At 61.8% G+C, this 18,677-nt stretch carries 17 protein-coding genes, 1 tRNA gene and 1 pseudogene; 12 read left to right on the top strand and 7 right to left on the bottom strand.

All coding sequences use genetic code 11. The features are described from left to right. Positions 1-27: 27 nt before the first annotated feature. A complete protein-coding gene (locus tag EQG66_RS01905; RefSeq protein WP_129402822.1) occupies positions 28-780 on the top strand; it encodes a hypothetical protein in 753 nt (250 codons plus the stop codon). On the opposite strand, the gene EQG66_RS01900 is transcribed toward EQG66_RS01905, so the two are convergent. The 3 genes from EQG66_RS01900 to EQG66_RS01890 are packed head-to-tail and all read right to left on the bottom strand — an operon-like array spanning position 781 to position 2,691. Beyond that, positions 781-1,365, bottom strand: coding sequence for a GNAT family N-acetyltransferase (locus tag EQG66_RS01900; RefSeq protein ID WP_129402821.1), 585 nt, complete (start codon positions 1,363-1,365; stop codon positions 781-783). 7 nt (positions 1,366-1,372) lie between these two features. After that, the gene (gene hemF, locus EQG66_RS01895) at positions 1,373-2,236 is read right to left on the bottom strand and encodes an oxygen-dependent coproporphyrinogen oxidase (protein WP_129402820.1); all 864 of its coding nucleotides are present in this window, start codon (positions 2,234-2,236) and stop codon (positions 1,373-1,375) included. Next, positions 2,233-2,691, bottom strand: a complete 459-nt coding sequence (locus tag EQG66_RS01890) for a tRNA (cytidine(34)-2'-O)-methyltransferase (protein WP_129402819.1) — start codon at positions 2,689-2,691, stop codon at positions 2,233-2,235. Before EQG66_RS01890 ends, hemF begins: the two co-directional genes overlap by 4 nt. A 233-nt stretch (positions 2,692-2,924) precedes the next feature. Between EQG66_RS01890 and petA the strand changes: the two genes are divergently transcribed. From petA to EQG66_RS01875, 3 genes are read left to right on the top strand one after another with little or no spacing between them, the layout of a single operon-like run. Beyond that, positions 2,925-3,494, top strand: a complete 570-nt coding sequence (gene petA, locus EQG66_RS01885) for a ubiquinol-cytochrome c reductase iron-sulfur subunit (protein ID WP_129402818.1) — start codon at positions 2,925-2,927, stop codon at positions 3,492-3,494. 11 nt (positions 3,495-3,505) lie between these two features. Beyond that, positions 3,506-4,774: a cytochrome b gene (locus EQG66_RS01880; RefSeq protein WP_129402817.1), complete on the top strand. Its 1,269-nt coding sequence runs from the start codon at positions 3,506-3,508 to the stop codon at positions 4,772-4,774. 14 nt (positions 4,775-4,788) lie between these two features. Next, positions 4,789-5,634, top strand: a complete 846-nt coding sequence (locus EQG66_RS01875; protein ID WP_129402816.1) for a cytochrome c1 — start codon at positions 4,789-4,791, stop codon at positions 5,632-5,634. A 220-nt stretch (positions 5,635-5,854) separates the two neighbouring features. Here EQG66_RS01875 and EQG66_RS01870 read toward each other — a convergent pair. From EQG66_RS01870 to purM, 3 genes and pseudogenes are all read right to left on the bottom strand, one after another. Next, positions 5,855-5,929 (bottom strand) — tRNA-Val (locus EQG66_RS01870). Between the two features lie 127 nt (positions 5,930-6,056). After that, positions 6,057-6,644 (bottom strand): annotated as a pseudogene (gene purN, locus EQG66_RS01865) (phosphoribosylglycinamide formyltransferase); the annotation flags it as partial. Continuing rightward, positions 6,634-7,755, bottom strand: coding sequence for a phosphoribosylformylglycinamidine cyclo-ligase (gene purM, locus EQG66_RS01860; RefSeq protein WP_129402814.1), 1,122 nt, complete (start codon positions 7,753-7,755; stop codon positions 6,634-6,636). The gene purM and the pseudogene purN, both read right to left, overlap by 11 nt. A 107-nt stretch (positions 7,756-7,862) precedes the next feature. On the opposite strand from purM, the gene EQG66_RS01855 reads away from it, so the two are divergent. Genes EQG66_RS01855 through EQG66_RS01840 form a run of 4 tightly spaced genes read left to right on the top strand, consistent with a single transcriptional unit; the run spans position 7,863 to position 13,447 of the window. Further along, a complete protein-coding gene (locus EQG66_RS01855) occupies positions 7,863-9,125 on the top strand; it encodes a heavy-metal-associated domain-containing protein (protein WP_181951767.1) in 1,263 nt (420 codons plus the stop codon). Next, positions 9,122-9,742 (top strand): HdaA/DnaA family protein, encoded by a 621-nt coding sequence (locus EQG66_RS01850; protein WP_129402812.1) that lies wholly within the window; start codon positions 9,122-9,124, stop codon positions 9,740-9,742. The genes EQG66_RS01855 and EQG66_RS01850 overlap by 4 nt, the downstream gene beginning before the upstream one ends. Before the next feature lie 47 nt (positions 9,743-9,789). Next, positions 9,790-11,928 (top strand): RNA degradosome polyphosphate kinase, encoded by a 2,139-nt coding sequence (locus tag EQG66_RS01845; RefSeq protein WP_129402811.1) that lies wholly within the window; start codon positions 9,790-9,792, stop codon positions 11,926-11,928. 4 nt (positions 11,929-11,932) lie between these two features. Beyond that, positions 11,933-13,447 (top strand): Ppx/GppA family phosphatase, encoded by a 1,515-nt coding sequence (locus EQG66_RS01840; protein ID WP_129402810.1) that lies wholly within the window; start codon positions 11,933-11,935, stop codon positions 13,445-13,447. 100 nt (positions 13,448-13,547) lie between these two features. Here EQG66_RS01840 and rnd read toward each other — a convergent pair whose 3' ends face one another. Further along, entirely contained in the window at positions 13,548-14,711 is a 1,164-nt protein-coding gene (rnd, locus tag EQG66_RS01835) for a ribonuclease D (RefSeq protein ID WP_129402809.1), read from the bottom strand. Positions 14,712-14,824: 113 nt separating this feature from the next. Between rnd and aspS the strand changes: the two genes are divergently transcribed. The 4 genes from aspS to EQG66_RS01815 all read left to right on the top strand — a co-directional run bounded on the left by aspS (position 14,825) and on the right by EQG66_RS01815 (position 18,615). After that, positions 14,825-16,606 carry an aspartate--tRNA ligase gene (aspS, locus tag EQG66_RS01830; RefSeq protein ID WP_129402808.1) on the top strand — a complete coding sequence of 594 codons (1,782 nt, stop codon included), beginning with the start codon at positions 14,825-14,827 and terminating at the stop codon, positions 16,604-16,606. A 76-nt stretch (positions 16,607-16,682) separates the two neighbouring features. Then, complete coding sequence (locus EQG66_RS01825; protein ID WP_129402807.1) at positions 16,683-17,474, top strand: polyphosphate kinase 2 family protein; 792 nt, start codon at positions 16,683-16,685, stop codon at positions 17,472-17,474. 74 nt (positions 17,475-17,548) lie between these two features. Next, complete coding sequence (gene epsC / locus EQG66_RS01820) at positions 17,549-18,274, top strand: serine O-acetyltransferase EpsC (RefSeq protein ID WP_129402806.1); 726 nt, start codon at positions 17,549-17,551, stop codon at positions 18,272-18,274. After that, positions 18,274-18,615 carry a DUF2794 domain-containing protein gene (locus EQG66_RS01815; protein ID WP_129402805.1) on the top strand — a complete coding sequence of 114 codons (342 nt, stop codon included), beginning with the start codon at positions 18,274-18,276 and terminating at the stop codon, positions 18,613-18,615. The genes epsC and EQG66_RS01815 overlap by 1 nt, the downstream gene beginning before the upstream one ends. Positions 18,616-18,677 lie beyond the last annotated feature (62 nt).

Raw genomic sequence — 18,677 nt, 5'->3', positions numbered from 1 at the left:
GGGCCGCGATGGAGAATAAAAGCTGTTATGAAGCCGGTTTCCTTGAGTCTTGCGTGGGAAGAGACGCTGGCGTTCATGAAGCGCGAGGGCGCGCTGATTTTTCCTGTTGCCCTGCTCTTTATCGCCATACCGCTCGCGCTCATCCTCCAGATTTTGCCCGATCAGCTGCGTGAGATGACGCCCGGTGCGCCTCCACCGACCCCGCCGGCGCTTTCAGGCGGGGCGACAGCAGCCATCGCGGCCGCGGCGATGGTGATATTGGGCGGCGCGCTGAGTTGCTATGCGCTGGCCGTGAAACCGGGCGTCAGCCTGCGCGAGGCGCTGGCTTTGGGCTTTCGCAGGGTGCCGTATGCCTTTGCCGCTGCCTTTCTGATAGGGATCGCGCTCGCCTTGCCGCTCATGCTGCTGACGATGGTGTCCCCGCAGGTGGGAAGCCTGTATATGGTGGGCGCCAGCCTGTTTTTCTCGGTGCGGTTCCTGTTGCTCAACGTCGTGATTGTGGATCGTCTGGATGGGCCGATCAGCGCAATCAGGCGATCCTGGGCCATGACGCGCGGCAATGCTGGGCGGATATTGCTGCTCATTGTGGTGATTACTCTGCCCATAATGCTGGTGCAGATCGTGGCGGGCATATTGCTGGGGCTGGTGGGCTATGCTCTGGGCGGGGCAGAAGTGGGCAAGCAGTTGAGCGATCTTGCCACGGCGGTTGCGCTCGCGCTGGGCCAGCTTTTCATGATCGTGCTGACCGTGCGTGTCTATCGTCAGATCGCGATGTCCTGATTATCGTACGATGGGCACATGCGGCGCGGTGTTGGCTGGAAATAGCCCGCTGAGCCGTGGGTCTGGGAATACGTCTACTCCCCTGTGTACGGGTACGAAGCCAGCCTTTACATAGAGCGACTGTGCGCGTGGGTCATCGATGGAGCTTGTCTGCACCAAAAGCTTCGTCACGCCCTTCCGCCAGCTGAGCGCCATGGTCTGAGACATCAGCCATTGCCCCAGTCCTTGCCCGGTCAGTTGCGGTACAAGCCCCAGAAAAGCGATGATACAGTGTTCCGGCTCTCGAAAATCCAGCTCAAGCAGGCCCACTTCAATGCCGCGCGGATCAAGCACAGCGTGTACGTTCACCTGTGAATCATGAATCGTCGCCTTGAGTTCATGATCGCTGATGACAAGCCGGGAATGCCACAGCCAATGTTCGCCCACCCGACGGAAAAGGATGCGGTATTTCTCCGGGTCCGGCTCTTTCCATTGGACAAGGCGCAGCGGGCTGCTGAGCAGGGGCGCGGGCTTGGGCCGCTGAGTCATCTCGAACCGGGTGACGATGGTGGCTACCTCGCCCGCCTTGACCGGGATCAGCGCCATTCCTGGTTCAGCTCCAGCTCGCCATAGGCGGCAGGCTCATCAGGATTGCATCGATATTACCGCCAGTCTTGAGGCCAAACAGCGTACCGCGATCATAGACCAGGTTGAACTCCGCATAGCGGCCGCGCCATTCGAGCATGCGCGCCATGTCCGCGTCTGTAACCTCATGCCTCATGCGCCGTCGCACGATCGGCGGAAAAGCAGCGAGGAACGCTTCGCCCACAGCGCGGGTGAAGGCAAAGTTGGCCTCGAACGCGGCGTCATCCCCACATTCCAGATGGTCATAGAAGATGCCGCCCACGCCGCGATGCACCTTGCGGTGCGGGATGTAGAAATAGTCGTCCGCCCATTTCTTGAAGCGGTCGTAATAAGTGGCACCATGCGCATCGCAGGCAGAGCGCATCTCGCTATGAAAATCCGACGTGTCCTGATCGTAGGGGATCGGCGGATTAAGGTCTGCCCCACCGCCGAACCAGCGCTTCGTCGTCACCAGCAACCGCGTGTTCATATGCACGGCGGGCACATGCGGGTTTGCCATGTGCGCGACAAGGCTGATGCCGGTGGCGAAGAAATCGGGCGCGTCCTCGGTTGCGCCATTGATCGTCTTGGCGAATTCCGGGGCGAAGGCGCCGCCCACGGTCGAGACGTTAACGCCGACCTTTTCGAACACCTTACCCTTCATGACGCCGCGCACGCCGCCGCCACCTTCGCCCGGCGCGATGCCATCGGCCTCCCGATCCCACGGCGTATAGACAAAGCCCGCGTCGCTGCCTGCTTCGCGCTCAATCGCCTCGAACTCGGCGCAGATGCGGTCTCTCAGGGCTTCGAACCAGTCTTTTGCGGCCTGTTGCTGCGGGTCAAGCGGGGTCATTCGGGCAGGGTTCCTGTCTGGCGCATGGCTTCATAGAGGGCGATGCCTGCGGATACGGCAATATTCAAGGATCGAAATCCCTCTGCCATCGGGATTCTGACCCGTTTTGCGACGCGTGCATGTATATCTGGGGGCACACCTGCGCTTTCGCTGCCAAGCAACAGGGTGTCCTCCGGCTCGAAATGAACCTGATGGAGCATGTCCTCGCCTTTAGATGTCAGCAGCACGGTTCGCGATGCCTCGTGCGTGCGCGTATCGAAAAAGACATCTGCATTGGCATGGCGGGTGATGTCGGCATGACCGCCATAATCCATCGCTACGCGCTTCAATTGCTTGTCGGATGCCGGAAAGCCGCAGGGCATGATGATATCGAGCGGGATCGAAAAACAGGCCGCGAGTCTGATGATCGCGCCGACATTTCCCGCTATGTCTGGCTGATAAAGGGCAATTCGCATGGCGGCTGATTAACCATCCGGAACCCCTTTGTCACCGTTGCGTCAAATTGCAGTTGGCAAAAGGGCGTTTTGGGCGCTATCAGGCGCGCGGATGCGGCAAGGGGGCTTGCGCGATAAACCGGTGGGTAAGCGCGTCAAATCTCTTGAAAAAGCCTGGGCGACCGGGCAATGCAGCGCGCATTACAGGCTTCACGGCTTCCGTGAATCGGGGTTGAACGACAAGGGTTGAGTGCATGGCGACGCTAGAAAATACCGCAGACGAAGGGGTTTCGGCAGAGGGCGGCGGTGTCCGTCGGCGCGATTTCATCAATATTGCCGCTGTCAGCTTCGCTGGCGTGGGCGGCGTGGTGGCGGTGCTGCCTCTGGTCAACCAGATGAACCCCAGCGCGGACGTGCTGGCGATGGCGTCATCCGAAGTTGATCTTTCGGGAATCAAGCCGGGCCAGGCGATCAAGACCACATTCCGCAGCCAGCCCCTGTTTGTGCGCCACCTTACTCCTGAAGAAATCGCCAAGGCCGATGCGACCGACGCTGCAACCCTGCGTGATCCGCAGACGCTGGCCGACCGCGTAGTCGATGGCAAGACCCAGTGGCTCGTCACCATGGGCGTCTGCACCCATCTGGGCTGTGTGCCGCTAGGCGCGGGCGAGGGTGAGAACAAGGGCGAGTTTGGCGGTTATTTCTGCCCGTGCCACGGCTCGCACTACGACACTGCCGGCCGTATTCGCAAAGGCCCGGCGCCGAAGAACCTCGAAGTGCCGCCTTACACGTTCACTTCTGACACCGCCATTCTCGTAGGCTGAGGAACAGATCCATGAGTTTTCCCTGGGCAAATGAATATACCCCCAAGGCTCCACTGATGCAGTGGATCGACGCGAGGCTGCCTCTGCCGCGCTTTGTCTATAATGCTGTTGGTGCGGGATATCCCGTGCCGCGCAACCTGAATTTCTTCTGGAACTTCGGTGTGCTTTCGGGCCTTGCGCTGATGATCCAGATCGTCACCGGCATCGTGATGGCGATGCATTATGGCGCCAATGAGCTTGTTGCGTTTGGCACGGTCGAGCATGTGATGCGCGACGTGAACGGCGGCTGGCTGATGCGCTATGCGCATGCCAACGGCGCGAGCTTCTTCTTCATCGTGGTTTATCTCCATATTTTCCGCGGCCTCTATTACAGTTCGTATAAGGCTCCGCGCGAGATGGTGTGGCTCTTGGGCCTCGTCATCTTCCTGCTGATGATGGCGACGGCGTTCATGGGCTATGTGCTGCCGTGGGGCCAGATGTCTTACTGGGGCGCCAAGGTGATTACCGGCCTGTTCGGCGCGATTCCTGTGGTGGGCGAGCCGATCCAGACCTGGCTGCTGGGTGGCTTTGCGCCTGGCAATGCCGCGCTCAACCGCTTCTTCTCGCTGCACTATCTGCTGCCGTTCGTGATTGCGGGTGTCATCATCCTGCACATCTGGGCGCTGCATATTCCGGGTTCTTCCAACCCGACTGGTGTTGAGGTGAAGGGACCGCAGGATACGGTGCCGTTCCATCCCTATTACACCGCGAAGGACGGCTTCGGCGCGGGCATCTTCTTCATCCTGCTGGCGATTGCGGTCTATTTCGGCCCGAACTTCCTCGGCCACCCCGATAACTATATCGAGGCCAACCCGCTCTCGACCCCGGCGCATATCGTCCCTGAATGGTATTTCTGGCCGTTCTACGCGATTCTGCGCGCCTTTACCTTCGACTTCTTCTTCATCCCGGCGAAGCTGCTCGGCGTGTTGGCGATGTTCGCGTCGATCCTGCTGCTGTTCTTCCTGCCCTGGCTGGATAATTCGCCGGTGCGGTCGGGCAATTATCGCCCAATGTTCAAGAAGTTCTTCTGGATCCTGATCGCGGATGTGCTGGTGCTTGGCTATTGTGGTGGCGCACCGGCGGAAGAGCCGTTCGTGATGATCAGCCAAGTCGCGTCGGCCTATTATTTCGCGCATTTCCTCATCATCCTGCCGCTGATCGCGGCGTTTGAGAAGCCGTTGCCGCTGCCCGGTTCGATTACCGAGGCAGTTCTGGCGAAGCACGGCCAAGCAGCCGAATAAGGGGGCATACGAAAATGGTTCGCATTGGTGCATTTCTCGTCGGCCTGTTCTTTTCCGGCTGGCTTCTCGTCTCCTTCATCATGGGTGCGGTCGCGTATGTGAGCGAGCCGCCCGCCCCGACTGCGGAGAAAGAGTTTCACGAACACCCGAAACAGGTGGCGTTCAGCTTCAACGGCCCGCTGGGCCATTATGACAAGGCGCAGCTTCAGCGCGGCTTTCAGGTATTCAGCGAGGTCTGCGCGGCCTGCCACAGCCTGAAGTTCGTGTCGTTCCGTGATCTGGCCGACCTTGGCTATAACGAGGCAGAGGTGAAGGCGATCGCCAAGAACTGGAAGATCAAGACACCGGATATCGACCCCAAGACGGGTGAGATGGCAGGCCGCGTGCCGGTTCCGTCAGACAAGTTCCCCAAGCCCTTCGCCAACAATGTGGCGGCGGCTGCGGCGAACAACAACGCCATTCCGCCAGATCTTTCGCTGATGACCAAGGCGCGGCATGACGGCAGCAACTATGTCTATTCGCTGCTGACCGGCTATCAGGCCCAGCCTGCGGAGCTGCTCCAGAAATTCCCGGACGTGAAAACTCCCGCTGGCCTGCACTACAATCCGTATTTCGCGAACCTCAATCTCGCGATGGCGCCGCCGCTGACGGCCGAGGGCCAGGTGACATATGGCGAAGGGCAGCCCAAGCCGACGGTCGACCAGATGGCGCAGGACGTCGCCGCGTTTCTCACCTGGACGGCGGAACCGAAGATGGAGAACCGCAAGTCGGCCGGTATCGCCGTGCTGTTCTTCCTGCTTGTCGCCACCGCGCTGGCCTATATGTCTTACCGGAATGTCTGGGCCGAGACCAAGCACTGATCGCCTGATCGAAAGGGCAGATAGAATAAGGGGCGGTTCCTCAGGGAGCCGCCCTTTTTCGTTGCATGAAGGTTTTAGAGCATCGTGCGCAAAAGTGGGAACTGGTTTTGCGCCAAAACGATGCGGCAACAAAAACTGAGAGCGCGCTGACTGATCCAGATTTAACGCAGCGCTCTAGCTCTGGCTGTGACAATCTATCTCTCTGGATAGGGGGAAGGAATGGTGGGCGTGGCAAGGATTGAACTTGCGACCCCTGCGATGTCAACACAGTGCTCTACCACTGAGCTACACGCCCACGCTGTTTCCTTGGGCTGACGAAGTGGCAATGCCATCCGCAGCAGGAGACGCGCTGTTAGCCGCCTTGAAGGCCAAGTGCAAGGGGGAGATTATCGAAAAACGCGCAGGCTTGTTGGCCGTCAATTCCGCCGCACATAGTCCGCCAGCGTGCGGGAATAGAGCTGGTGTTCGGCAATCAGCACCCGCGCGGCCAGCGTATCGGGCGTGTCGTCGGGCAAGATCGCCACCTCCGTCTGGCCCAGCACCGGGCCGTCATCCAGCTCTGCCGTCACGATATGCACCGAGCAGCCGCCATGACTGTCTCCGGCCTCCAGCGCGCGCTCATGCGTGTGCAGCCCCTTGTATTTTGGCAGCAGCGACGGGTGGATATTGAGCATCTTGTCTGCCCAGCCAGTCACGAACTCAGGGCTGAGCAGCCGCATATAGCCCGCCAGCGCAACGAACTGCGCTCCAGCACCGCGAATCTGCGCATCGAGGATCGCGTCAAACTCCGCGCGCTTCAGGCCTTTGTGGCTGTGAGCGAACGTGGGGATCCCCTCCGCGCGCGCCAGTTCCAGCCCGGCGGCTTCAGGGTCGTTCGAGGCAACCAGCACAATCTCGAACGGGCAATCCAGCGCCTTGGCGGCATAAACCAGCGCCGCCATGTTGGAGCCGCGCCCGGAAATGAGAACTGCAACGCGGGCCTTGGCGCCCCGCGCCGGTTCAGCCGTCATGCTGTGCTTCCCAGGCCGCACGGGCGGACCATGCCTCGCGCGATCCGGCGACGGTGCACCCTTTCGGCCCCTTCTCGATGCAGCCGATGCGCTCCACGCGCTCGCCCGCATGCTCCAGCGCCTTGATCACGGTTGCAGCCTGATCCTCGGCCACCACCAGCACCATGCCGATGCCGCAGTTGAAGGTGCGCGCCATCTCGTCCGGCTCAATATTCCCCTGCGCCTGAAGGAAGGCCATCAGGCGCGGCTGCGGCCATGCGTCTGCGTCAACGAAGGCGCGGCAGCCCTCTGGCAGCACGCGCGGGATATTCTCCAGCAGCCCGCCGCCGGTGATGTGGGCAAGGGCGCGGATGCGGCCATTGCGGATTTCGGGCAGGAGCGACTTCACGTAAATGCGGGTCGGCGCCATCAGCGCATCGATCAGCAGGGTGTCCTGATCGAACACTGCCGGACGATCGAGCTTCCAGCCCTTGTCGGCCGCGAGGCGGCGCACCAGCGAATAGCCGTTGGAGTGGATGCCGGTCGAAGCTAGGCCGAGCAGCACATCGCCCACCCGCACCCGATTGCCGGTCAATGCTTCGCTGCGTTCCACCGCGCCCACGCAGAAGCCCGCGAGATCATAGTCGCCATCGGCATACATGCCGGGCATTTCCGCCGTTTCACCGCCGATGAGCGCGCATCCCGCCTGTTTGCATCCCTCGGCGATCCCGGCGATCACGCGCTCGGCAATGCCGTTTTCAAGCCGCCCGGTGGCGAAATAATCGAGGAAGAACAAAGGCTCCGCGCCCTGCACGATCAGGTCGTTGGCGCACATGGCGACAAGGTCTATGCCCACGGTGTCGTGCCTGCCGCTGTCGATCGCGAGCTTCAACTTGGTGCCGACTCCATCATTGGCGGCGACCAGCAGCGGGTCTTTGAAACCCGCCGCCTTCAAATCGAAAAAGCCGCCAAAGCCGCCCAGATCGGCGTTGGCGCCGGGGCGGCGCGTCGATTTGGCGAGCGGGGCGATGGCGCGGACCAGCGCATTGCCCGCGGCGATGTTCACGCCCGCCTGCGAATAGGTGTAGCTATGCGGCTGCTCAGGCGCGGCGGAGTCGGTTGGCTTGGTCATGGGATTCAGCGCCTAGCCCATTTACGGATTTTATCAAGGTGCGGCGAAATGAGGATCGGCTGCATTTGCCTGTTGGATTTCGCGTCATTTGCCGCCAAAAGAGCGCCGTGACTATTGCTGAACGCCTTTTCCTTCCCTTGCGTTTTCCGGGGCTGTTGCGTCTGCTTGCTATCCCGCTAGTGATCGCGCTGGGGCTGGCGGCGGCGCATCTGGTGGCGCAGATGGAGGGCGAGCGCGGCGTGCCCCCCATCGCCAGCAGCGGCGATTTCGAGGTAAGCGGTATTCATGTCGATGTTTATGCCTCCAGCGCGGATGCCGCGCGCACGGCGGGCTGGCGGTTGGCGCAAAGGCTGGCCTGGAAAAAACTGTGGGCGCAGACCAATGGCGGCGCGCTGGGCTTGTCAGACGGGCAGCTAGACCAGATCGTATCCGGCATCGAGGTCGAGTCTGAGCAGATCGGCCCCAATCGCTATATCGCGGACCTGCGCGTATTGTTCGATCGCGCCCGCGCCGGGCAGATACTGGGTGTGACCAGCACGGCGATGCGCTCTCCGCCGCTGCTCGTCATCCCGATCCTGCGACAGGGCGGCACCTCGACCGTGTTTGAGACGATCAACGAGTGGCAGAAGGCGTGGGCGCGCTATCACACCGGCAACAGCGCGATTGATTATGTGCGCACCAGCGGTTCCGGCCCGGATGCCCTGCTTCTCAATGCCGGTCAGATAGATCGGCGCGGGCGCAACTGGTGGCGCAATATCCTTGATCAATATGGCGCTGCGGATGTCGTTTTCCCCATCGCGCGGCTGGAGCGGCAATGGCCCGGCGGCCCGGTGATCGGGCGCTTTGCCGCGCGCTATGGCCCGGATAACCGTCTGCTAGGCGAGGTTTCGCTCCGTGCTGACAGCGAAGCAGCGGTGCCGAAAATGCTCGATCAGGCGATCGAGAAGCTGAATGATATATATACGCGGGCGCTTCTTGATGGGCGATTGCGGCCAGACCCCTCTCTGGTGATCGAGGAAGCGCTTAACGCCAGCGAGCTGGACCTGGGCAACTTGAGCGATCTGCCGGTAGAGATCGCAGGCGGCGCGCCGGTGGCCGGGGTCACGGGCTATAGCGTCCAGTTCGATACGCCTGATGTCGCCTCTGTGGCGCTGGGGGAGGCGGCTGTGCGCGCCATTCCGGGTGTGCGCTCTGCCAACACCAGCAGTCTTGCGCTGGGCGGCGTCTCGGTCATGCAGGTCAGCTATGAAGGCAGCTTCGAGATGCTGCGCGCGGGGCTGCAGGCGCGCGGATACACAGTGAATGCCAACGGCACCACGCTGCGCATCAGCCGCCGCGCGTCGGGCGGCGTTTCGGCCAGCACGCCATGAGCCAGATCGGCCTGCCGTTTGACTGGCAGGAGCAAGGCGGGCAGGGACAGTTTATCGCGGGGGAGGCCAATCGCATCGCGCTGGCGCATATAGAGTCATGGCGCAGCTGGCCGATCCCGATATCGATTCTTTCCGGCCCGCCACGCTCTGGCAAGACGGCGCTGGCCCGCCATTTCGCAACGATTTCGGGCGGTGTCGTGATCGACGAAGCCAACCGCCAGCCCAACGAAGCTCTTTTTCACCAGTGGAACATCGCGCGGGACTCCGGTGTGCCGCTGCTGCTCATTGCACGGGAGGCGCCTGAGCTGTGGACGGTGGCGCTGCCCGACCTGCGCTCACGCCTTGCCGCCGCGCCGCATGTGCGGATCGAGGAGCCAGACGATGCGCTGATGCTGGCGTTGATCGAGACAGGGCTGGCGCAGGCAGGATCGGCCTATGCGCCCGATGTGCCGGAATGGCTGTCCCGACGAATTGAACGCAGCTATGCCGCGCTTGCTGCTGCGCTGGATCAGCTCAACCGCGCCTCATTGGCTGCCGCGCGCAAGATTTCCATCGCCAGTGCAAAAGAGGCGCTGCAAAACAGTCATCTTTTTTCTATAGAGGACAAAGATGGTTAAGTGCTGCCCTATGCGGTGTCACCAACGGGACAGGAAAATCGTTGAACATGTCTGAGGCCGATACGGTCATCGCCTTTTCGGGCAGCGGCGAACGCTATTTCAACCGCGAGCTTTCGTGGCTGGCGTTCAACCGCCGCGTGCTGGAGGAAGCGAGCAACCCGGCGCATCCTTTGCTGGAGCGACTGCGCTTCCTCTCGATCAGCGGCAACAACCTCGATGAGTTCTTCATGGTGCGCGTGGCGGGCCTCAAGGGGCAACAGCTCGACAATGTCGACCTGCGCTCTGCCGATGGGCTGACGCCCGCCCAGCAGCTCGCAGCCATCGCAGTGGAGGCAGACCACCTGATGCGCGAGCAACAGCGTGTGTGGCACGGCCTGCGCGGAGATCTGGCGCAGAGCGGAGTCGAGGTGATCGATACACAGCCGCTGAGCGCCGATGTGGAGTCGTGGCTGGAGGAACATTTCCTCACGCAGATCTTCCCGATCCTCACGCCGCAGGCGCTCGACCCGGCACACCCATTCCCGTTCATACCCAATCTCGGCCTGTCGTTGTTGTTTGATCTCATCCGCAATTCGGATGGCGAAAATGTGCGCGAGTTGGTGATGATCCCGTCGTCCCTGCCGCGCTTTTTCCGTATTCCCGGCCACCCGGCGCGCTATATGGCGCTGGAGAGCGCGGTGCGGCGGTTCAGCCACCGGCTGTTCCCCGGCTATAAGGTGCGCGAGAGCGGCATCTTCCGCGTGATCCGCGATAGCGATATCGAAATCGAGGAAGAGGCCGAAGACCTCGTTCGCTATTTCAAGAGCGCGATCAAGCGGCGGCGGCGTGGGCGCGTTATCCGGCTGGAGATCGAGGCGGCGATCCCCGATTCGGTCGAGGATATGTTGCAGAACCTGATGCACGGGCAGGATGCGCTGATCGCGGATATTGACGGCTTCATCGGCATTGGGGATCTCTCCGCTGTGGTGGAGGAGGACCGGCCGGACCTGAAGTTCGAGCCGTTTGCACCACGCTTCCCTGAGCGCATCCGCGAATATGGCGGAGATTGCTTCGCCGCGATTCGCGCCAAGGATATCGTTGTCCACCACCCCTATGAGAGCTTCGATGTCGTCGTCGCCTTTCTTAAACAGGCGGCGGCGGACCCGGATGTGGTGGCGATCAAGCAGACGCTCTATCGCGCAGGCAAGCAATCCGCGGTCATCCGCGCGCTGATCGATGCGGCGGAGGCGGGCAAGTCTGTTACCGCTGTAGTAGAGCTGAAAGCGCGCTTTGACGAGGAGCAGAACCTGCTGTGGGCCAGCGCGCTGGAGCGGGCAGGGGTTCAGGTCGTCTATGGTTTCATCGACTGGAAAACCCACGCCAAAATCTCGATGGTCGTGCGGCGTGAAGGCGATACCTTCCGCACCTATTGCCACTTCGGCACCGGCAATTATCACCCGATCACCGCGCGAATCTATACGGACCTCAGCTTCTTTACCGCCGATCCGCGCATTGGGCGCGATGCCGCCTCGGTGTTCAACTACATCACGGGCTATGTCGAGCCGGGCGAGCTGGAGCTGCTCACCATGTCGCCACGCGACCTGCGGCCCACGCTCTGCACATTGATAGACGACGAGATCGCTCATGCCCGCGCCGGGCGCCCGGCAAGCATCTGGGCGAAGATGAACAGCCTCGTTGATCCAGCCATCATTGAAAAGCTGTATCAGGCGAGCAATGCGGGTGTGGAGATTGATCTTGTCGTGCGCGGCATCTGCTGTCTGCGGCCCGGCGTTGCGGGCATGTCAGAGAATATCCGGGTCAAATCGGTCATCGGCCGCTTTCTGGAGCATAGCCGCATCGCGGTGTTCGGCAATGGCAAGAAGCTGCCGCACAACGGCGCGAAGGTGTTCATCAGCTCGGCAGACTGGATGCCGCGCAATTTCGACCGGCGGGTGGAATATATGCTCCCCATCCTCAATCCCACGGTGCATGATCAGGTGCTCGATCAGGTGATGGTCGCGAACCTGATCGACACGGAGCAGAGCTGGGAACTGGGGCCGGACGGGCGGTATATGCGGCTCGATCCTGGTGAGAAGCCCTTCAACCTGCACCGCTATTTCATGACCAACCCGTCGCTTTCCGGGCGCGGAGCGGCGCAGGAGCAAGGCGGCTCCGCACCCAAGCTCAGCCTGCGCTATCGCGTATAACCCCATGACACTCCTTGAGAAATTTGGCCGCGTCTCAGTGGCTTTGACGGGAAAACCGCCGCGCCGCCGTGCGATAATCGACATCGGCTCCAACAGCGTGCGTCTGGTCATTTATGACGGCCCGGCGCGCGCGCCGTTTCTGTTGTTTAACGAAAAAGTTGCGGCCGGGTTGGGTGCGGCGCTGTCCGAGACCGGGCGGATCGATCCGGCGGCGATGGAGCGTGGGCTGGAGGCGCTCGAACGCTTCGCCATTCTGGCGCGGGAGATGGATGTGGCCGAAATGCGCTGCATCGCCACGGCGGCGGTGCGCGAGGCCACTAACGGGCCGGAGTTTGTGGCAAAAGCGCGCGCGCAAACCGGGCTGGACATAGAGATATTGTCAGGCGAGGCGGAAGGGCGCGCCGCCGGGCTGGGCGTGATTTCCGCTATGCCAGAGGCAGATGGCATTGTCGCCGATCTGGGTGGAGGGAGCCTTGAACTCGCGCGGGTCAGAGGCGGCACGGTGCATCAGGTCGTGTCCTTGCCGCTGGGCGTGCTGCGCCTCGCTGCCATCCGTGCGGGTGGCAAGATGGCGCTGACGAAATATGTGGCAAAAGCGCTGAAAGAGACAGGCTGGGCCGGGCTGGAGCAAGGCCTGCCGCTTTATCTCGTCGGCGGATCGTGGCGCGCGCTGGCGCATCTCGACATGCAACTTGTTCATTTTCCGCTGCCTGTCATCCATCATTACACAATGGCGCCAGAGCGCGCCGCAACGCTCGCCCGCGTCACCGCATCGATAGGTAAGGCGCGGGTGAAGAAGATTCCGGCGATCTCCGGCTCGCGCATCTCGGCGCTGGCTCCGGCGGCGGCGCTGCTGCGGGTGCTGGTGCGGCAACTGGGCTGCAGCGGCATGATCGTCTCTGCCCATGGCCTGCGCGAAGGCCTGCTTTATGAGCGCCTTAGCGATGAGGAGAGGGCGCTGGATCCGCTGCTGGTCGCGGCGGAGGCGGAAGGCGAAGCGCAGGGGCGTTTCTCCGGCCATGGCGCCTTGATCGATCAGTGGATTGCGCCGTTATTTGTGGAAGATGCGGCGGATTATGCCCGAATCCGCCGTGCAGCCTGCCTGCTGGGCGATGTCGGCTGGCGCGCGAACCCGGATTTTCGGGCCGAACGCGGGCTTGAAATCGCGCTACATGGCAACTGGGTCGGCATAGACGGCTGGGGCCGGGCAATGCTGGCGCAGGCGCTGTATAGCAATTTCGGCGGCGGCGGGAGCCTGGCTCCGGGGCTTGAGCTATTGGCAAGCCTTGAGGATCTGAACCGTGCTTGCCAATGGGGGCTGGCGATCCGGCTGGCGCAGCGGCTGTCCGGCGGTGTCGCTGGCCCGCTGGAGACCGCCAGACTGAAAGTCGATGAAAGGGCAATCAGTTTGATCCTGCCCAGCAACCACGCCGGCCTCGCAGGCGAAACCGTGAACCGCCGCCTCAAGAATCTGGGGCAGGCGATGGGGCTGGAGTGGCGGATCAGCTCTGCAAATTAGAGCGCGCTACGTTAAATCTGACGCAAGACGCGCGCTCTATCTTTTTGTTGTCGCATCGTTTTTTGCCAAAAACCGGTTCCCACTTTTTGGCACGATGCTTTTAGGTTCGCGTCATCAGCAGCTTGCCTTCAACCACGGTGAAGGCAAGGCGGCCCTCGACCAGATCGAGCGCATCGCGCCCGAACTGTTCGAAGCGCCAGCCTTCGAGGATGCACAAACCTTCGCGGACGCCCGCCGCCAGCATCTCTACATCGTCCGTGCGGGCGATGAGCCGGGCCGCAACGTCGATCTCCTTCGCCCTGATCTTGAGCAGCAGCTTGAGCAAATCCGCCACCAGCGCGCCGTCCTTGCCAAGGCCGGGGCGCTTGGGATCGCGCTCTGGCATTTCCTCGCGCGAGAGGGGTTGGGCCTGCTCCAGCGCCTGCATCAGGCGCCTGCCGATGTCGTTGCTCTTCCAAGAGGCGGATAAACCGCGCACCTTGCCCAGATCATCCTGATGACGTGGCGGATGCGAGGCCATATCCGCCAGCGTCTCGTCTTTCACAATGCGTCCGCGTGGTATGTTCTTGTCGCGCGCCTCGGTTTCGCGCCATGCGGCCAGCGCCTTCAGCCTGCCCAGCACATCGGGCTTGCGGCTGGAGATGCGCACCCGCTTCCACGCCTCTTCGGGCAGGTTTTCATAGTTGGACGGTTCCCCGATGCGCTCCATCTCATCGTCGAGCCAGTCGCCGCGCCCGGTGGCCCTCAGCTTTTCCAGCATCATCGGAAAGATCTGGATCAGATAGGTCACATCGCCGATGGCATAATCGATCTGGCGCTTGTCGAGCGGCCTGCGGGCCCAATCGGTAAAGCGCGCGCCCTTATCCAGCGTTACGCCCATCCAGGCATCGACCAGATTGCCATAACCGATCTGTTCACCCAGCCCCAGAGCCATGGCGGCGATCTGGGTATCAAACAGCGGATGCGGTGTCTTGCCGGTGAGGTTGTAGATGATCTCCAGATCCTGCCCGCCCGCGTGAAATACCTTCAGCACATCCTCGTTGTTGACCATCAAGTCGAGCAGAGGCGTGAGGTCCAGCCCCGGCGCTTTGGGGTCGATTGCGGCGGCCTCATGCTGATCTGCGATCTGGACGAGGCAGAGTTCGGGCCAATAGGTGTTCTCGCGCATGAATTCGGTATCAATCGCGACCCAGGCGGAGCGGGCAAGGCGTTCACATAGGGCGGCGAGGTCTTTGCTGTCGGTAATCAGCGGATGAATTTGCATATGGTCTTCGATCACATTATGGGCAGGCGCGCGGGTGCGCTGCGGTTCTTACACAAGAGTTGTGGTGCGCATAGCCCGGTTACATTCATTTGTCATATTCAGAAACGAGCCTCATGCACGCATATCGCACTCATACCTGCGCCGAGCCGCGCCTCACTCACGCCGGGGAGACGATCCGGGTGTCCGGCTGGGTCCACCGCAAGCGCGATCATGGCGATCTGGTGTTCATCGATCTGCGCGATCATTATGGCATGGTGCAGATCGTGACCGAGGTGGACGGGCCGGTGTTCAAGGTGATCGAGAGCCTGAAACCCGAAAGCGTGGTGACGATCACCGGCAGGGTGGTGGCCCGCGCCAAGGAGGCGATAAACCCCAATCTCCCCACGGGCGAGGTTGAGATCAGGGCCGACGATGCCGTGCTGCTCTCCGCTGCTGCCGAGCTGCCTCTTCCCGTTGCGGGCGAGCAGGAATATCCTGAGGACGTGCGCCTGCGCTATCGCTTCCTCGATCTGCGGCGAGAGACGCTCCATGCCAACATCGTCAAGCGCACCAAAATCATTTCCGACATGCGCCGCCGGATGGAAGGCGCGGGCTTTACCGAATATTCGACGCCGATCCTGACCGCTTCCTCGCCTGAGGGGGCGCGCGACTTTCTGGTGCCCAGCCGCATCCATGCGGGCAAGTTCTACGCCCTCCCGCAAGCGCCGCAGCAGTACAAGCAATTGCTGATGGTCGCCGGGTTCGACCGCTATTTCCAGATCGCGCCCTGCTTCCGCGATGAAGACCCGCGCGCAGACCGTCTGCCGGGCGAATTCTACCAGCTCGACCTCGAAATGAGCTTCGTCACGCAGGAAGACGTGTGGAACACGATGGAGCCGGTGATCGCGCAAGTGTTCGAGGCGTTTGCCGACGGCAAGCCGGTGACGCCTGCGGGCAGCTTTCCGCGTATTCCCCATGCCGAGGCGATGCTCAAATATGGCTCCGACAAGCCTGATTTGCGCAATCCGATCCTGATCACCGATGTGACCGAGCATTTCGTCGGTTCGGGCTTCGGCATTTTTGCGGGGATCGTCGAAGGAGGCGGCGTGATCCGCGCGATCCCGGCGCCGGGTGCAGGGGCGGGCAGCCGCAAGTTCTTTGACGACATGAACGTCTGGGCGCGGGGCGAGGGCTATTCCGGCCTCGGCTATATCAACATCAAGGATGGCGAGCCGGGCGGCCCCATCGCCAAGAACCACGGCCCCGAAGCCACCGCAAAGCTGATCGAGGCGCTGGGCCTCGGCCCCAATGACGGCGTATTCTTTGCGGCGGGCAAGGAGGCACAGGCGGCAAAGCTCGCCGGCCTCGCGCGCATCCGCGTGGGCGAGCAGCTTGACCTTATCGACAAAGACCGGTTCGAACTGTGCTGGATCGTCGATTTCCCGTTCTACGAATATGACGAGGATGAAAAAAAGCTCGACTTCGCGCACAACCCGTTCTCGATGCCGCAGGGGGGCATGGAGGCGCTGGAGGGCAATGATCCGCTGTCGATCAAGGCCTATCAGTATGACATGGTCTGCAACGGCTTCGAGATCGCCTCAGGCTCGATCCGCAACCAGCACCCTGACCTGATGGTGAAGGCGTTCGAGCTGGTAGGTTTGAGCAAGGCGGATGTGGAAGAGCGCTTTGGCGGCCTTTACCGCGCGTTCCAATATGGCGCGCCCCCTCATGGCGGCATGGCGGCTGGGGTGGATCGCATCGTGATGCTGCTGTGTGGCGCGCAAAACCTGCGCGAGGTCACGCTGTTCCCGATGAACCAGCGCGCGGAAGATTTGCTGATGAGCGCGCCGTCTCCGGCCGCGCTCAAGCAACTGCGCGAGCTGCATATTCGGGTGGTCGAGCCGAACAAGGGCTGATCCTGTCCCCATTTGGGGCAGCACAGGGCGCAGGCTCCGCTCGACAGGGCGCGCCCCGCGGGGTTAGGTTCATGTGATGACGATATCTCTCTCCGACTATGAAAAGGGCGACAGTTTCGCGGGCGATTTTGACGACGCACTGGCCGTGCTTCAACAACGGCTGGAGCGCATACAGGTCGCGCATATCGTGCATAACCGGCGCAGCGTCGTGCTGTTCGAGGGGTGGGACGCTTCCGGCAAGGGCGGCATCATCAAGCGCCTCACCGCCACGCTCGATCCGCGCTATTATCAGGTCTGGCCGATCGGCGCGCCCAATGAGGAGGAGCGCGATCGTCACTTCCTCTGGCGCTTCTGGCGTCGCCTGCCTGCCGGGGGCAATATCGGCATCTTTGATCGGAGCTGGTATGGCCGTGTGCTGGTAGAGCGGGTCGAGGGCTTCTGCACCGAGCGCGAATGGAAGCGCGGCTATGACGAGATCAACGAGTTCGAGGCACAGCAGATCGATGGCGGCACCAATATCGTCAAGATTTTCGTGCATGTGACGCAGCAGGAGCAGGACAAGCAGCTTGCCGAGCGGCTGGATGACCCGTGGAAGCGCTGGAAGACCGGCGCTGAGGACTATCGCAACCGTGCGCGTCGCGCGGACTATCTCGACGCGATGCACGATATGTTCCGCCTCACCGATACACGCTGGGCGCCGTGGACGGTGATCGACGGGAATGACCGCAAGACGGGGCGCATCGCCGCGCTTACCGCCATTGCCGATGCGCTGGAAAAGCGGGTGCCAATGGGCATGCCCGATGCTGATCCGGCTGTTGTGGCGCTGGCTGAGCAAGCCTTTGAATATTGCCCCAGGGATGCCAAATAGGCTTTCGTGCGTCCCGGACTGGAAAATTGACGGGAAATGCGCTATATAGCCGGTTCGATTGAGGGAATTTGGCCATGCTTGGCGGATTGATAGCCTATCTGGATTCGATAAAGGCGCGTGACCCGGCGCCGCGTTCGCGCATGGAGATTCTCCTTTACCCTGGCGTCTGGGCGGTGTTCTGGCATCGTGTAGCGCACAGGCTGTTTCGGGCGCGGCTCTATTTTCTGGCGCGTGCGGTCAATCATCTCTCTCGCTTTCTGACCGGGAATGACATTCACCCCGGCGCAAAGATCGGCCGCAATCTCTTTATCGACCATGGCTTCACGGTCATCGGGGAGACGGCGGAGATCGGCGACAATGTGACGCTCTATCAGCATGTCACGCTGGGCGGCACAGACCCCGCCAACGGCATTGCCGGCAAAAGGCACCCCACTCTGGCGGATGGCGTGATCGTGGGATCTGGCGCACAAGTATTGGGGCCGATTATGGTGGGTGCGCGGGCGCGGGTGGGGGCCAATGCGGTCGTCACCAAGGATGTGCCCGAAGGCGCGACGATGGTGGGCATCCCCGCGCGGCAGATGCTGGTCGATGTCTCAGCCTATCAGCGTGATTTTGTGCCCTATGGCACCCCGTGCAGCGAAGTGTTCGATCCCGCGACTCAAAAGCTCGAAATCCTGCAATGCGAGGTTGAACGGCTGACCAAGCTGATCGCGGAGTTGAAGAAAGAGCGCGATCTGGCGCGAGAGGGCGGAGCGCTGTTTACCGATCAGGATGAACCCAAGGAGCGCGGTCGCGCCTGATGGGGGAGGTTTCTCCGTTCCCGCATCACAGGCAGCCGGGGCAGACCGGGTTTGAACGGCAAGAGCTTTCCCGCATCATGGATCTGTATGGCCGGATGGTCTCGGCTGGGCACTGGCGCGACTATTCGATGAACTTCGACAAGGAAGCGGCGATATTTTGCGCCTTTCGCCGGGCGGCGGAACGGCCGGAATATCGCATCGAGAAGCGCCCCTCGCTGCGCAACCGGCAGGGCATGTGGGCGCTGATCGGCGAGGCAGGCGCGGTGTTGAAGCGGGGACAGGAGCTCGCGGGCGTACTCGCGCCTGTGGAGCGCAAGCTGTTGAGGCTGATCGAGAAATAGCCTGATGGGTCGCAGTGCCCTTCCATGAAACATAAATGACATCAAACCGTCATATTTCTGTA

Source organism: Sphingobium fluviale, assembly GCF_004122115.1.
GTDB classification, from domain to species: domain Bacteria; phylum Pseudomonadota; class Alphaproteobacteria; order Sphingomonadales; family Sphingomonadaceae; genus Sphingobium; species Sphingobium fluviale.
The sequence above is the reverse complement of the archived record's forward strand: the minus strand, read 5'-3'. Positions and strand labels throughout refer to the sequence as shown.

Coding starts and splice junctions, on each gene's coding strand:
- EQG66_RS01905 (WP_129402822.1), top strand. CDS start 28: ATGAAGCCGGTTTCCTTGAGTCTTGCGTGGGAAGAGACGCTGGCGTTC.
- epsC (WP_129402806.1), top strand. CDS start 17,549: ATGCTTGGCGGATTGATAGCCTATCTGGATTCGATAAAGGCGCGTGAC.
- EQG66_RS01850 (WP_129402812.1), top strand. CDS start 9,122: ATGAGCCAGATCGGCCTGCCGTTTGACTGGCAGGAGCAAGGCGGGCAG.
- EQG66_RS01900 (WP_129402821.1), bottom strand. CDS start 1,365: ATGGCGCTGATCCCGGTCAAGGCGGGCGAGGTAGCCACCATCGTCACC.
- EQG66_RS01815 (WP_129402805.1), top strand. CDS start 18,274: ATGGGGGAGGTTTCTCCGTTCCCGCATCACAGGCAGCCGGGGCAGACC.
- petA (WP_129402818.1), top strand. CDS start 2,925: ATGGCGACGCTAGAAAATACCGCAGACGAAGGGGTTTCGGCAGAGGGC.
- EQG66_RS01840 (WP_129402810.1), top strand. CDS start 11,933: ATGACACTCCTTGAGAAATTTGGCCGCGTCTCAGTGGCTTTGACGGGA.
- EQG66_RS01890 (WP_129402819.1), bottom strand. CDS start 2,691: ATGCGAATTGCCCTTTATCAGCCAGACATAGCGGGAAATGTCGGCGCG.
- rnd (WP_129402809.1), bottom strand. CDS start 14,711: ATGCAAATTCATCCGCTGATTACCGACAGCAAAGACCTCGCCGCCCTA.
- EQG66_RS01875 (WP_129402816.1), top strand. CDS start 4,789: ATGGTTCGCATTGGTGCATTTCTCGTCGGCCTGTTCTTTTCCGGCTGG.
- aspS (WP_129402808.1), top strand. CDS start 14,825: ATGCACGCATATCGCACTCATACCTGCGCCGAGCCGCGCCTCACTCAC.
- hemF (WP_129402820.1), bottom strand. CDS start 2,236: ATGACCCCGCTTGACCCGCAGCAACAGGCCGCAAAAGACTGGTTCGAA.
- purM (WP_129402814.1), bottom strand. CDS start 7,755: ATGACCAAGCCAACCGACTCCGCCGCGCCTGAGCAGCCGCATAGCTAC.
- EQG66_RS01825 (WP_129402807.1), top strand. CDS start 16,683: ATGACGATATCTCTCTCCGACTATGAAAAGGGCGACAGTTTCGCGGGC.
- EQG66_RS01845 (WP_129402811.1), top strand. CDS start 9,790: ATGTCTGAGGCCGATACGGTCATCGCCTTTTCGGGCAGCGGCGAACGC.
- EQG66_RS01880 (WP_129402817.1), top strand. CDS start 3,506: ATGAGTTTTCCCTGGGCAAATGAATATACCCCCAAGGCTCCACTGATG.